General features: G+C 61.5%; 12 protein-coding genes and 1 riboswitch. Of the genes, 6 read left to right on the top strand and 6 right to left on the bottom strand.

Features of this window, described 5'->3' with window-relative positions; genetic code table 11:
- Window positions 1-17 precede the first annotated feature (17 nt).
- From ABDZ98_RS05775 to ABDZ98_RS05760, 4 genes are all read right to left on the bottom strand, one after another.
- Complete coding sequence (locus tag ABDZ98_RS05775; protein ID WP_160589456.1) at window positions 18-479, bottom strand: hypothetical protein; 462 nt, start codon at window positions 477-479, stop codon at window positions 18-20.
- On the bottom strand, window positions 476-1,366 hold the full coding sequence (locus ABDZ98_RS05770) for an AAA family ATPase (protein ID WP_160589455.1): 891 nt from the start codon (window positions 1,364-1,366) through the stop codon (window positions 476-478). The genes ABDZ98_RS05775 and ABDZ98_RS05770 overlap by 4 nt, the downstream gene beginning before the upstream one ends.
- 127 nt (window positions 1,367-1,493) lie before the next feature.
- Window positions 1,494-3,353: a phosphomethylpyrimidine synthase ThiC gene (thiC, locus tag ABDZ98_RS05765; protein ID WP_160589454.1), complete on the bottom strand. Its 1,860-nt coding sequence runs from the start codon at window positions 3,351-3,353 to the stop codon at window positions 1,494-1,496.
- An 82-nt stretch (window positions 3,354-3,435) separates the two neighbouring features.
- Window positions 3,436-3,834 carry a hypothetical protein gene (locus tag ABDZ98_RS05760; protein WP_160589453.1) on the bottom strand — a complete coding sequence of 133 codons (399 nt, stop codon included), beginning with the start codon at window positions 3,832-3,834 and terminating at the stop codon, window positions 3,436-3,438.
- 53 nt (window positions 3,835-3,887) lie between these two features.
- Window positions 3,888-3,993, bottom strand: a riboswitch (TPP riboswitch).
- Between the two features lie 242 nt (window positions 3,994-4,235).
- On the opposite strand from ABDZ98_RS05760, the gene ABDZ98_RS05755 reads away from it, so the two are divergent.
- Entirely contained in the window at window positions 4,236-5,384 is a 1,149-nt protein-coding gene (locus tag ABDZ98_RS05755; RefSeq protein WP_160589452.1) for an N-acetylmuramoyl-L-alanine amidase, read from the top strand.
- 114 nt (window positions 5,385-5,498) lie between these two features.
- Here ABDZ98_RS05755 and ABDZ98_RS05750 read toward each other — a convergent pair whose 3' ends face one another.
- Window positions 5,499-6,626 carry a glycoside hydrolase family 5 protein gene (locus ABDZ98_RS05750; RefSeq protein ID WP_237437316.1) on the bottom strand — a complete coding sequence of 376 codons (1,128 nt, stop codon included), beginning with the start codon at window positions 6,624-6,626 and terminating at the stop codon, window positions 5,499-5,501.
- Between the two features lie 110 nt (window positions 6,627-6,736).
- On the opposite strand from ABDZ98_RS05750, the gene ABDZ98_RS05745 reads away from it, so the two are divergent.
- The 4 genes from ABDZ98_RS05745 to ABDZ98_RS05730 all read left to right on the top strand — a co-directional run bounded on the left by ABDZ98_RS05745 (window position 6,737) and on the right by ABDZ98_RS05730 (window position 11,287).
- Window positions 6,737-7,366, top strand: coding sequence for an SOS response-associated peptidase family protein (locus tag ABDZ98_RS05745; RefSeq protein WP_237437315.1), 630 nt, complete (start codon window positions 6,737-6,739; stop codon window positions 7,364-7,366).
- A 98-nt stretch (window positions 7,367-7,464) separates the two neighbouring features.
- Window positions 7,465-9,783 (top strand): TonB-dependent hemoglobin/transferrin/lactoferrin family receptor, encoded by a 2,319-nt coding sequence (locus ABDZ98_RS05740; protein WP_237437314.1) that lies wholly within the window; start codon window positions 7,465-7,467, stop codon window positions 9,781-9,783.
- Window positions 9,784-9,804: 21 nt separating this feature from the next.
- Complete coding sequence (locus ABDZ98_RS05735; protein ID WP_160589451.1) at window positions 9,805-10,788, top strand: DUF6607 family protein; 984 nt, start codon at window positions 9,805-9,807, stop codon at window positions 10,786-10,788.
- Window positions 10,789-10,882: 94 nt separating this feature from the next.
- Window positions 10,883-11,287: a DUF6152 family protein gene (locus ABDZ98_RS05730; protein ID WP_160589450.1), complete on the top strand. Its 405-nt coding sequence runs from the start codon at window positions 10,883-10,885 to the stop codon at window positions 11,285-11,287.
- Between the two features lies 1 nt (window position 11,288).
- On the opposite strand, the gene ABDZ98_RS05725 is transcribed toward ABDZ98_RS05730, so the two are convergent.
- Entirely contained in the window at window positions 11,289-11,885 is a 597-nt protein-coding gene (locus ABDZ98_RS05725) for a hypothetical protein (RefSeq protein ID WP_160589449.1), read from the bottom strand.
- Between the two features lie 183 nt (window positions 11,886-12,068).
- Between ABDZ98_RS05725 and ABDZ98_RS05720 the strand changes: the two genes are divergently transcribed.
- A complete protein-coding gene (locus ABDZ98_RS05720) occupies window positions 12,069-14,099 on the top strand; it encodes an alpha/beta hydrolase family protein (RefSeq protein ID WP_160589448.1) in 2,031 nt (676 codons plus the stop codon).
- Window positions 14,100-14,122: the final 23 nt, after the last annotated feature.

Here is a 14,122-nt window from a genome sequence, read left to right as displayed (position 1 = left end):
CTAGGGAGCAGGCGGGATTACTGCGACTTCTTCTTAGGCACCAAATTGCTAGTATGCCCTTGTTTTTCCTCGCGCGAGCCACGCCCTTTAGCGACTCTCGCATACATCCCTAAATCACTTATTTCACCTGCTGCGAAATCAAGCATTCTCCCCCTTATTTTCCTACTTGGCGCAATCTCTAACTGCTTGAGCAAAGAAAGAATCTCGGCGTTAGAAACCAAACGCTCAGTAAAATACCTTTTTAGCTCATCTCGAGATAATTCAAGCAGTTGATCGGTATTTTTATGGATACGCTGAATGCGCGACATAACGAGTTCAATCGTCAATTGCTTTCTTGAGGCCTTCGGCTCAAAATCAATTCCGTCACGGCGTGCGACCATCATCAGATCTGCGTTGGTAAGATCGCTTTTATCCAATCCCGCAACGGCTCCCTCTGGACCGAGCCATTCAACGAGTTTTTCAACTTTGATATCCGTCATGGGCACTCAACCAAAAACTCCACGGTCAAATTCTTAAACTGGCCGGACTGCTTGACTGCATTCGAGATGCCTATGTCATAAACTGGCACTCTCTGAGCTGCGGCTTGTCGAAGACCATCACCTTCGGTGACGTAATTTGTGTACATGCTGCCAGTTTGGCGAAGGCGATTAAATTCGGTCTGCTCAGACCCTTTCAAAGCCTCGCCCCACTCCCGACACATCATGCCAATCGCACCGGAAAATTCAGTAGGCGAGTAGTCAAAGCTTCCCACCGCTCCTTTTATCATCTCAACATCGTCATTCACATTGTTGATTTCGCCTTGTATCGTAGCCACACCGACCGATGATTGACGGTCTAACTTGACGGGCGACACGCAATAATCAGCTGCAAAAATGACTGACCTCAGAATGTCAGATACTTCTGGGTGACTATCTATCAAGATATAGTCATATTCATTATCGAGAGCCTTTAGCACATCATCCAAGACTCGAAGGTGCGCTAGAAGCGCCTTGTTATTCGCACGAATGTTGTTCGAGCTTGGAAGCTTGTCCACGGACACCGCAGACAAGCGCGGATCAGATGGAAGCAAATCTACTGAGAGGTTCCCGTGTTTCCACTCGTATAGATCAACGTTCGGCGTTAATTTAGACGCACTGTAGAGCTGCTGATATTTGTGAAAAAGAGTTTCACCGGACATAGAGCCATCATCGAACTGCTCAATCAGAGCAGGGAAAAACCGGCCAGTGATACCCCCCCTTTGATAATCAGCATCAACCACCAAGACTCTTTTCCCGTGGTAGCGAGCCAGAGCTGCTGCAATGTGATAGCAGCAGGTAGTCTTCCCCACACCGCCTTTCTCACTGATAAATGCCACGCGTCGCGCCACCTAAAATCTCCCAACTATCCACTCAAATCTAGCGCTTATCTTTCACGCCATCAGTTCCAATATTTAGACCACATATTTGCTAAATATCGCAATAACTATCGAAAATGGATCAGCTGTACTTCAGCCACTAATCCTCCGCCTTCACATACAATTCCCCGCCCTCATTAAACTTCGCACTCATCCGCTCCATCCCCGCTTTCGCCTCGGCCACCACGTCGCCCGCTGCGGCGATAAACGCATCGCTGGGCTGGTTCTGCTTGGCGGCGAAGTCGCGCACTTCCTGTGAGATCTGCATCGAGCAGAACTTGGGGCCGCACATGGAGCAGAAGTGGGCGGTCTTGGCGCCTTCTGCGGGCAGGGTCTGGTCGTGATATTGCTCGGCCGTATCGGGGTCGAGGCTGAGGTTGAACTGGTCGCGCCAGCGGAATTCGAAGCGGGCGCGGGACAGGGCGTCGTCGCGCACCTTGGCGGCCGGGTGGCCCTTGGCGAGGTCTGCCGCGTGGGCGGCCAGCTTGTAGGTCACCACGCCCACTTTAACGTCATCCCTGTCGGGCAGGCCCAGGTGTTCCTTGGGCGTGACGTAGCAAAGCATCGCCGTGCCATACCAGCCGATCTGCGCGGCGCCGATGCCGCTGGTGATGTGATCGTACCCCGGCGCAATATCGGTGACGAGCGGCCCGAGCGTGTAGAACGGCGCTTCACCGCATGCCTCCAGCTGCTTGTCCATGTTCTCCTTGATCTTGTGCATCGGCACGTGGCCGGGGCCTTCGATCATCACCTGCACGTCTTGCGCCCAGGCGCGCTTGGTCAGCTCTCCCAGCGTGTACAGCTCGGCAAATTGCGCTTCGTCATTGGCATCGGCGATGGAGCCGGGGCGCAGGCCGTCACCCAGTGAATAGGCGATGTCATAGGCTTTGCAGATCTCGGTGATCTCGTCGAAATGCTCGTACAGGAAGCTCTCCTTGTGGTGGGAGAGGCACCATTTCGCCATGATCGATCCGCCGCGGCTGACGATGCCGGTCACGCGCCTGGCGGCCAGCGGCACATAGGCAAGGCGCACGCCGGCATGGATGGTGAAGTAGTCCACGCCCTGCTCGGCCTGCTCGATCAGCGTATCGCGGAACACTTCCCACGTCAGGTCTTCCGCCACGCCGCCGACCTTTTCCAGCGCCTGATAGATGGGCACGGTGCCGATGGGCACGGGGCTGTTGCGGATGATCCATTCGCGCGTGTCATGAATGTTGCGGCCGGTGGAAAGGTCCATCACCGTGTCCGCGCCCCAGCGGATGGACCAGACCATCTTGTCCACCTCGTTCGCCACGTCGGACGCGACGGCGGAGTTGCCGATGTTGGCGTTGATCTTGACCAGGAAGTTGCGGCCGATGGCCATCGGCTCGGCTTCCGGGTGGTTGACGTTGCTGGGGATGATCGCCCGCCCGCGCGCCACTTCATCGCGCACGAATTCCGGCGTTACGTAGTCAGGGATTTCAGCGCCCCAGTCTTGCCCGTCCCGCACGTGGTTTCGCACCATTTCACGGCCGATGTTCTCACGGATGGCGACATATTCCATCTCCGGCGTGATGATGCCCTGGCGGGCGTAATGCATCTGCGAGAGGTTCTTGCCCGGCCTGGCGCGGTATACGGTCTTGGAGACATTGGGGAAGGCAGGCACGCCGCCGCTGCGATCAGGCCCAAGCTGGCCGTTATCCTCCGGCTTGATGTCGCGGGCGGTGTATTCCTCGATATCGCCGCGATCCAGCTGCCACTGGCGGCGCAGCTGCGGCAGGCCGGCGGCGATATCTATGCGCGCGGCGGTATCGGTATAGGGGCCGGAGGTGTCATACACGCGCAGCGGCGGCTCACCCGAGGAAGGCTCCAGCTCAATCTCGCGCATGGCCACTTTCAGCGGGCCGACATGGACCTTGCGGCTGCCCCGGATAGGTCCGGTGGTAACGCCGATTTCGAGGTGGGAGGGGATATCAGCCATGGGAAAAGTCTTTCTTGTACGAGGATATTGGCTTGTACGAGGATATTGGCTTGTACGAGGATATTGCGTGTGAAGCCGGAAGCTAGAAGCGCAGCATGGCCACGCAGATCAGCACGATGCCAATCCCGGCGGCCATCATCGCCCAGATGCGGTTGACCAGGCCCAGCAGCTTGCTGGCGAAATGGAGGTAGGAACGGCCCCAGCCGAGCAGGATGAACCCTTCAATCACCATGCCGCCACCCAGCACAGTAACCACCACGGACAGCCAGTCATCAGGCCGCAACGGATTGACGAGGTAGATCGCCGCGCCCAGTGCCAGCACCACGATGCCGGTCACGAAGCGCAAACCTTCGCGCTTCTCGAAATCTTCGAGCATGGCGGCCCAGCTGCCCGGAGATCGCAGCTCTCCAATGGCAGCGCCCAGCGCGTAAATCCCGGTAAACAGGGCAATCCAGGCGGAAATATCGGCAGTCTCGGCCATGCGCGCGTTCCTCTCCAGACAGGCAGGAGGATGGGCGGCCTTTGTCCCGGTTGCTGGCCGGGGCCACCCTTCCCTCCGCCCGTGCTAACGGGTTCAGGTTCAACGGGTCGGGCGGCGTTACACGCCCCTCTCAGTCACATGACTCCCCGGGGATGGGAGGGGTTTAGACGACTTTGACTTACTGCGGAAGTGCGCATTCGGCCATGCCTGTCCGAGTTTCACGCTAGCATTTCAGAATCGCGGGTAGATAAGAACTTCTAAACCTTGAAGAAATTTTGCGACTATGCGGTAACGTACCACCAAGTATCCTGCAAACCATTACAAACTTCAAGTATACGTTATCTACTTTACCCCAGCGAATAATATGTCATAATTCCGATTCTTCAGTTTTTGGAAACTTCATGATGGCAATCAATCAACTCTTGAAAAGACTTGCAACGATCTATGCTGGAGAGACTATTCGCTATCCCAATTTGCGCGCAGTCAGTTTCGCCCAATGGATGCTTGAGAGTGGGCGAGCAACATCACCGCTGGCCACAGATCATTACAATTTTGCCGGACTCAAATGGCGGCCAGAGATGGGATTGTTCGCGACCCGTGTGAACTATGCGGCGCATGATGGCACCGATGCATATTGCAAATTCGCGACTCTTGAGAACTTTATTCGCGGCTATTGGGCGTTCATTGATCGCGCTCCCTATTCAGGCTGGGAAAGCCACGTTGATACGCCAGAACAGTATATCCATTACATTGGCCCGATCTATACGCCCTCTGCTGGTTATGCTGACAAGGTCCTCGCGCTTGTCCCCGAGGCTCAGTCGATTCTGTTCGAGGCGGTGACCAGTGACGGTACGGTTGCAAATAGTGGCACCACCAAGCTGGGGACACTGGTGCTTGATCCTGGCCATGGCGGCACTGTAAAAATTGGCGGCAGCAGTCCGAACAATGCAACCAGCATCAGCGGCGTCAAAGAAAAGAAGCTGGCGCTCGAATTTTGCCTCTTGCTGCGCGATGAATTGATCAGGCAGGCTGGTGTGGCCAATGAAGAGATCAAAGTCGTGCTGACCCGCGAAACCGACGTGAACATCGGAATCAAGGATCGTGCTGCCGTTGCAGCAAAACATCAGGCGCAGGCATTTATCTGCATGCATTTCAATGGTGATAAAAAGCCAAGCGTGAGCGGCGTTGAGACCTACTATCGGGCAGCGGTCAACGGAAATGCCAATCTTGCAGACGATAAGGCCTTTGGCCGGATTGTTCAGGATGCCCTGTTCAAAGGATTGAAAGCGGTTAATCCGGGCACCAAGAATCGCGGCCTCAAGCCCGATACTGACACAGGTCCCGGTTCACTCGGGGTTTTGAGCGATGCCGCGCTCGGCAATAGCACGCGGACCGCCAAATGCGTTGCAGCCTATGTCGAACTTGAGTTCATCACCAATCCGGCGGTCGAAAAGACCCTGATTTCTGGTCCTTCGGCGGTCAGCAACCGCAAGTCGGTGATGGCCGAACTGGCTAAGGCAGTCCGGGGACATATGAGGAAGCTGGCCTAGGTCATCATCCTCGCATCTCGGCGAATTCCGAGAGGGTCCTGCTAGCCTGCTCCGCGGCCCAACTCTGTTAACTCCGCCGATGCCGGGGCGAACACGCCCCCGGCACCCTGCCCTCTATAACCCCAGCGCCTGCAGAAGCGGGGTCTTCCATTCCAGCGTGGCCGGATCGCGGAAGGCGAAGCTGTTGGTGTAGCCCCATACGCAGCCGTCCACCTGCGCGCCGGCGAAGGCGTCGTGCACCATCTTGTAGTAATGGGCGCGCTGGTCGAGCGGGATCTGGTCTATCGCGCCGAACTCACCCAGGAACAGCGGACGGCCCGTGGCGGAGATGAAACTGCGGGCCTTGGCGACATTGTCGTTCAGTTCGGCAAGGTCCGACGCGCTGCCGAAGGTGGTGCCCATCGGCGGAGGATTGTCGATCCAGCTGGCGCCCTGGTGGGTGAAGTTGAACGGGTCATAATAATGGAACGTCGCCACCAGATAGGCGTCATTGGGCAGCGGCAGGGTGGCGAGCGAGTTGATCCCGCTCCAGAACTCGCCGCCGATCACCACCGGGCGGGTGGGATTGGTGGCGCGCACTTCGGCCAGCGCAGGCTCCAGAACGGACAGCAGGTTGGTGTGGCGCAGCTGCTCATGCGGTTCATTCAGCAGTTCGAACCAGACCATGTCGCTCTCGCCCGCAAAGCGCTCCGCAATCTGCTTCCACATTCCTGCCAGCCGCGCGGTCTGCTGCGCCGGATCGGTAAAGATGTTGCCCTGCGGATCTTCATAATGATGCATGTTGAGGATCACCCGCAGACCCGCCGCGCGGGCCTGACCCACGACGGTGGCAACGCGCGCCATGAACGACGGATCGATCGTGTAGGGCGCGCTGTAACTGGCATGGTTGGACCAGCGCACGGGCAGGCGCACGGTTTCAAAGCCGGCCGCGGCGATATCGGCAAAATCGGTATCGAAGATGGCGCGGCCCCAGTCGCCTTCGTTTGGCGGTTCGAGCATGTTGGCCATGTTGACGCAGGCACCCAGCTGCGCGTCCGCCTGCGTCAGCGCGGAGGCAAGGGGCGTGGTGGTGCCAGAAGGAGTTGGCGTGGGCGTTGGCGTGGGCGTGGGTATGGGCGCGGCGCTGGGGGACGGCGTGGGCAGATTTGCGAGCAGGCCGCTGGCAGAAGAGGTGGTGCCCCCGCATCCGGCCAGTGCCAGTGCCAGTCCCACCGTGGCGGTTCGCAGGAATGCGGCAGTCATCGGTCCCTCCCATCTGTCTTGTTCTGTCTGCACTTGGTAGCGCTACCACAGGCGAACGTAAATGCTCTTTGCTTGCGGCGGGCGGCGGGGCGGTCCAACCAGTCCGGCGCATGACCATGCTCTATCACCTGCGTGCCGATGCGGCGGCGATTGCCCGGCATTTCGATTGCTGGGCGGGCAATGATCCGTGGCCGGGCGGCTATGTTTCGCCCGGGCAATTCGCGCCGGTGATTACGGCGGGGCGGGAATTCATTGCCGGACCAGGCAAGGGCCGCGGCCAGCACCGGATGATCCCGCGCATCTGGGGCGTGCCGCCTCCCCCCAATTCGGACGATCCGTCGCGCGGCATCCTGAGCGTGCGCAACACCCAAAGCCCGTTCTGGATCGGCAATCTGCGCAACAGCGAATTTCGCTGCCTGGTCCCTGCCACCAGCTTCATGGAATGGGGCAAGGGCAGGGATGCCAGCGGCAAGCGCATCCGCCTGACAGTGACTTGCAGCGACCAGGAACTGTTCGCCTTTGCCGGTGTGTGGAAGGACAGCGAGATCCCCACTTTCGCGCTGCTGACGTGCCAGCCCAATGCGTTGCTGCAGGCAGAGGGCAAGCAGTCCATGCCGGTAATCCTGCCCCCAGACCGCGCCGCACATGACCTGTGGCTGCACGGCGGCTGGGATGCGGCGCAGGCGCTGATCGCGCCCTACCCATCGGGCATGATGCGGAAAAATCGGGACATTTCCTGAAGCTTGCGGACTAATTGAGAATTATTCGCAAAAGCCGGTTGACCTGATCACGACTCCTATTAGTAATGCGACTCATTCGCATTTGCATCTAGGGGATCATGATGACATTCAATTTCACGCGCACACCGCAAGTCTGCACCCGCTGGTATCGCCCGCAGGCAGGATCGAAGCGCATCGCCCGGCCGCTGTGCGCATCGCTGGCCATGGCGATGGCGTTGCAGGCGCAATATGCGCACGGGGCCGATGTGGCAGAGGATCAGGCGGAGGCGCTGGCCACCGCCATGACCGCCACCGCCATCACCGTGACGGCCACGCGCATCCCGGTGGCGCAGGAGGAAGCGCCCGCCACGGTCAGCGTGATCGACGCGGAGGAAATCGCCGACAACTTCGTCACCGATATCAAGGACCTTGTCCGCTATGAGCCGGGCGTCAGCGTGCGCCGCGCGCCTGCCCGCTTTGGCGCCGCGCTGGGCACCACCGGGCGCGCCCGCAATGAGGATTTCACCATTCGCGGCATCGGCGGCAACCGCGTGCTGATCCAGGTGGATGGCATACGCACGCCGCAGGGATTCTCCTTCGGGGCGCAGGATGCAGGCCGCGGCGGCTATGCCGACGTGTCGCTGGTCAAGTCGGTGGAGATCCTGCGCGGTCCCGCCTCGGCGCTTTACGGCAGTGACGGGCTGGCCGGCGCGGTCAGCTTCACCACCAGCGATCCGGTGGACCTGCTGGACGGGGATGCGCCGGTGGGCGGCTTCGTCACCGCGCAATATTCCAGCGCCGACAATGAATTTGCCGAGACGCTGGCGGTGGCCGGCCGCAATGGCAATCTGTCCGCCATGCTGGCCTACTCGCGCCGCGATTTTGAGGAGCTGGACAATCAGGGCACCGTGGGCGGCCTTGGCGAGGGGCGCACCTTGCCCAACCCTCAGGACGGATCATCCGATGCGGTGCTGGGCAAGCTGGTGTGGGACAATGGCAGCCACCGCATCCGCCTGACCGGCGAGCTTCTGGAAAGCGACGTGTTCAGCCGCGTGCTTTCGGGCGAAGGCCCCGCCTTCCTGTTCGGCCCTTCGCCCAGCTGGATCGTCGACAGCCTCACCGCGCAGGACGATACGCGCCGCAGCCGTCTCTCGCTCGACTGGACGTGGGAGGGTGACGGGCTTGTCGATTACACCCACCTCGCCGCCTATTGGCAGGATGGCAGGGACGTGCAGTTCACCGATGAGGACCGCAGCCCGGTCAGCGCCACGCCGCGCCCCGACCGCGAACGGCGCAACACTTTCGAGAACGAGGTGTACGGCCTTGTCGCCGAAGCGCGCAGCGCCTTCGCCAGCGGTAATGTGAATCAGGTGCTGGCCTTTGGCGGTGATATCAGCTGGACCCGCCAGCAGGGCGTGCGCGACGGGACCGAGCCGCCAGCCGGTGAGGTCTTCCCCACCAGCGCCTTTCCGGCGACCGACTTCATGCTGGGCGGTGTCTATCTGGCCGATGAGATCAGCCTGCTGGACGGCGCGCTGACGATCTTTCCGGCGGTGCGGCTGGACTTTTACGAACTCGACCCCACCGATGATCCGCTGCTGCCCGCCTTCACCGGATCGGCGCAGAGCGGCAGCCGCCTGTCCCCCAAGCTGGGCGTAACCGGCAAGCTGGCACCGGGGGTGCTGTTGTTCGCCAATTACGCGCAGGGCTTCCGCGCGCCGACGCCGAGCCAGGTGAACAATTTCTTCGAGAACCTCGCCTTTGGCTACACCTCCGCCCCCAACCCGGACCTTGGCCCCGAACGCAGCGAAAGCTGGGAAGCGGGCATTCGCTATACTGATGACAATGCCCGCCTCAGCCTGGCAGCGTTCCGCGCGGACTATGAGGACTTCATCGATCAGCAGGTGGTGGGCGGCAGCTTCACCCCGTCCGATCCGGCGATCTACCAGTTCGTCAATCTGGATGCGGTGCGGGTCGAAGGGGTGGAGGCCAAGGCCAGCTACCTGCTGGACAACGGGCTTTATGGCCGCTTCGCCATTGCCTGGGCCGATGGGGAGACCACCAGCCCGGGCGGCGCGAAAAGCCCGCTCGGCTCTGTCGATCCGCTCAACCTGGTGGCCGGAATCGGCTGGCGCGGCGCGGATGACAGGCTGGGGCTGGAGCTGATCGCCACCCACCACGCGCGCAAGAAGGCGGCGGACGTGGCGGGGCTGTGCGCCACGGAATGCCTGCGCCCGGCCAGCTTCACCATCCTCGATGCCACCGCCTATTTCGAACTGACCGAGCGGCTGAAACTGCGCGCCGGCATCTTCAACCTGACTGACGAGACCTATGCCTACTGGTCCGATGTGCACGGGCTGGAGGCCAGCTCCACCATTACCGATGCCTATACGCGCCCCGGTCGCAACGGCTCGGTCTCGCTCTCCTATCGCTTCTGACAATCACGAGGGAACCACATCATGAAATATCTCAAGACAATCGCCGCCATGTCCCTGCTGGCGTTGTGCCTGCCTGCCGCTCCGGCGCTGGCCGATGGCCCGGTGGCGGCGCGCGAGGAGGCGCAGGAACAGGCCAGCTTCGCCGCCGACCGGGAAACCATTCTGGCGATGGCGGGCGATTACCGCGTGCGTTTCGACATGCAGGAATCGACCCCGTGGCGCGCGAGCTATGAACCGCTCGACCGCAAGATATCCGGCGGGTACGAATCCGTCCGCGTGATCGAGGATACCGGCAGCCGGATCGTGTTGCAGCACCTGCTGGTGGTGGACGCAGGCGGAGAGCCAATGGTGATCAAGCACTGGCGGCAGGACTGGGAATATGAGCCTGCGCGCATCCTCACCTATGACGGGCCGAACCGCTGGATCTGGTCCGACGTGCCCGAAAGAATGCGCGCCGGGCGCTGGTCGCAAACGGTGTTCCAGGTGGATGACAGCCCGCGCTATGCCGGCTGGGGCCAGTGGGAAACCACCAATGGCGTGCGCCGCTGGCGGTCCAACTGGACGCAGCGCCCGCTCGCCCGCCGCGATGCCGTGCGCCACCCGGTGTATGACCTGTACGCCTCCATCAACCGCCACCAGCTGACCCCCGATGGCTGGATTCACTGGCAGGACAACACCAAGATGGATCTGGTGGACGGCGAGCAGCAGCCGGTGGTGCAGGAATATGTTCTCAACACCTACACGCGCTTTGCCGATTACGATGTCGGCGCGGCGGATGCCTACTGGGCGGCCACGCAGGCATACTGGCAGGCCGTGCGCGCGGCATGGGCCGCCGCTTTTGATCGCAACGGCGGAATCGCGATTGAGGAGGAGGCCGAGACCGGCACGGTGATCAGCGGCGAGCTGCTGCAGATGGGCAGTGATATCGAAGCAGGCACACTGGCGCAAAGCGATGCCATTGCCCGCGCCGTGGCGCTGATAACTGCCAACACGTCGGCACCCTGACCGCGCCCTGACAGGCACCCGGAACGGGCCGATATTCTCCGCTCGCCCCTTTTGTGCTATTGTTGTGCAGAGGGAGCGAGCGAGGAGACTTGAAATGAAGAGACTCTACTGGGCAGGTCTGGCCGCTGCGGCAGGGCTGGCATTACCGGCAAGCCTGGCCGCGCATCATGGCTGGGGCTGGACGCAGGAAGAGGAGAGCCGGCTGGAGGGAGAGATCGTCTCCATCAGTTTCGGCAATCCGCACATGCACCTGCAATTGCGCACCAGCGGCGGCGTCTGGTCGGATGGAGCGATCTGGGAGGTTGACCTGTCCCCGCCCATCGTGGCGCAGGCATCGGGCTTCGGACCGGAACATGCTGCGCCGGGAGACACGGCAACGCTGACCGGCCACCGCGCGCGCGACATGGATGTGCGCGGGTTCAAGGGAGAGACGATCACCGTGCGCGGGCGCACTTTCGATGTCTATCCGCAGCGGCCCAAGAGCCTGCAACCGCAATAAATCAGGCGGAGGTTTCGCCCTCCGTCATCGCCATCACCAGCGCCGCGGCAAGCAACAGCGTGGCCGCCGTTCCCGCTGCGCCTGCGAAAAACACCAGCCCCATGCCAAACATCATGGCGGCGGCGTTCAGGCCCAGCGCGGCAAGACCGGTGACTGCGGCCAGCAATCCGATGATCTTTGCCGACCTGACCGCCGAACGCCACAGCTGGATGCCCAGCGCCAGCGCGGCCAGTCCAAACGCCGCCTTGGCCGCGAAATAGAGGTAGAAGGACATGCCCAGCACCGGGACGAACACCGGGTTGGGCGGTGTGTCCCCGCCATAGCCCAGCTGGTAGAACATGGTCAGTCCCATGCCTGTCTGGATCAGGTTGAAGATGCCGCCCACAGCAAGGCATCCGCCCACCAGCGCGTTGCGCGAGACAAGGGCAAATCCCAGCACCGCCACCACCAGCGCCATCAGCGCCTCGGTCCGCCAGATCGGATAGGCCAGATGCGACTGCCCGCCCGCGCCAACCATCATATAGACCACCTGCGTGATCACCGTCACGATCAGCGCCGCTGCGATAATCCGTGCCGCATGCCTGTTGCCCAATGTCATGTCACGTCCCCCTCGCCTGCTGTATGGCATGCATTCGCCGTGCTGTCGCCGCAGGTTACATCATCCGGGCGGGACCAGGGCGGGCGGGCGCGCGGGCGGGCGGGCGCAGGCGTGCCTTTGTCTCGCCTCCTGTCTGCGCTATGATTGTTGCAACCGAAACTGAAAATCAGGCTCACCCTCTCCATGAACGCCTTCAAGACCTTTCTGCTGGCCACCGCCGTGCTGGTGCCAGCTGCCCTGTCTGCCCGCCCGATGACGCCCGAAGACGTCGCGCGCATCGCCTATACCGGCACCATCGCCGTGTCGCGCGATGGCAGCCATATCGCCTACACCACCTATTCCCGCCCCGATGTAACGCGGGGGGAGGATAATGGCGGGGGTAGCCATGCCCTGATGCTGGCCGATGGTCCGATGCAGGCGCGCGCCTATCTCCCCGAAGATGTCAGCGCATCTTCCATCGGCTTTTTTCCCGACGGATCGATGATCACCTATCTGTGGGCGGCCAAGGATGATGACCGCGCCGTGTGGGGCGTGCCGGTGGATGGCGGCGCACCGCGCAAGCTGGCGGGCGTGGCCGATGCCAGCGTCAGCGCCTATCAGATCGCGCCCAGCGGGGAGAGCATCTACCTGCTGGTCTCCGCCGCCAGCGATGATGCGCGCAAGGATCAGCAACGCCTGGGCTTCGATGCCGTGGTGTTTGAGGAGGAGGAGCGCTTCAACCGCCTGTTCGTGGCTGCATCGGGCACTGCGGAGATCGATCCTTCGCCAGCCGAGATCGCCGTGCCCGGCCATGTCGACACCATCCGCCTTGCCCCCGATGGCACCTTCATGGTGGTGACATCCGCCCCCACCCCGCGGGTCGATGACAGCTATGTAGCGCGCAGGCCCTATATAATCGATTTCGCCAGCGGAGAGACGCGGGCGATCGAAACGTCGGGCAAGATCGGCGATATCGAAATTGCCCCCGGCAGCCGCACGCTGTCGATGATCGCGGCCACCGATGAGCACGATCCGGCGGCCACCACACTGTACATGGTCGACGTGGCCACCGCCCGGTTTACTGCCGTCAACGAAGGCGCGGCGGAAGCGGCGGTGGATACCGAATGGATGGCCGATGGCCGTCTGGCCGTGATCGTGGACATTGGCGCGCAAAGCGTGCTGCGCTTCTATTCCGACGATGGCGCCCTGCTGCGCGAGATCGATACTGGCGGCCTGATCCTGACCAGCCTGGAGCAGGGCGGCAACCGGCTGGCGGTGGAGGCCAATTCGCCCGCCCATCCCAATGAGCTGTTCCTTTATTCAGGCAGCAGTTTCGAGCGCTGGAGCGACCATAATCCGTGGCTGGCCGAGATCGATTTCGGCACCCAGCGTACGCTCACCTATACCGCGCGCGACGGGCAGGAGATCGAAGGCATATTGATCGAACCGGCCGGCGGCATTCCCTTCACCCGCGCGCCCACCATCCTGGATGTGCACGGCGGCCCGGAATCGCATGAAAGCAACGGCTGGGTGACCAGCTATGGCAATCCCGGACAGGTGGCGGCGGGTGCGGGCTATGCCGTGTTCCTGCCCAACTATCGCGGCTCCACCGCCTATGGCCCGGCCTTTTCAAAGCAGCATTCGGGCCATTATACCGATCCCGAATTCGCCGATCTGGTGGATGCCAAATATGCGCTGGCCGACATGGGCATCACCGATCCAGAGCGGGTGGGCGTGACCGGCAGCTCCTATGGCGGATATGCCACCGCATGGTCAGCCACCTATAACTCCGAAGAATTCGCAGCGGGCGTGGTGTTCGCAGGCATTTCCAACAATCTGAGCAAATGGGGCGAGACCGATATTCCGCAGGAAATGCGCATGGTCCATGCGCTGCAATACCCGTGGGAAAACTGGCAGAAGCTGCTGGAAACCAGCCCGATCTATTATGCCGATCTGGCCAGTACGCCGCTGCTGATCCTGCATGGTGAGGAAGACACGCGCGTCCACCCGTCGCAATCGCTGGAATTGTACCGGCACATCAAGGTCCAGCGCCCGGACACGCCGCTGCGGCTGGTGCTCTATCCCGGCGAAGGCCACGGCAATGCCAAGGCGGCCGCGCGCTATGACTATAATCTGCGGATGATGGAGTGGTTCGACACCTATCTGATGAGCGGAGACCGCAGCGCGCCAATGCCGCCGCCGCGTCCGGCGCTGAAGCTTGAGGAAGACGAATAGGCCCCCTCCTGCTGACTGGTTGC

This window comes from Alteraurantiacibacter aestuarii (assembly GCF_039523595.1).
In the GTDB taxonomy this organism is placed as follows: Bacteria; Pseudomonadota; Alphaproteobacteria; order Sphingomonadales; family Sphingomonadaceae; genus Alteraurantiacibacter; species Alteraurantiacibacter aestuarii.
This window is presented reverse-complemented; position numbering and strand designations above follow the sequence as displayed.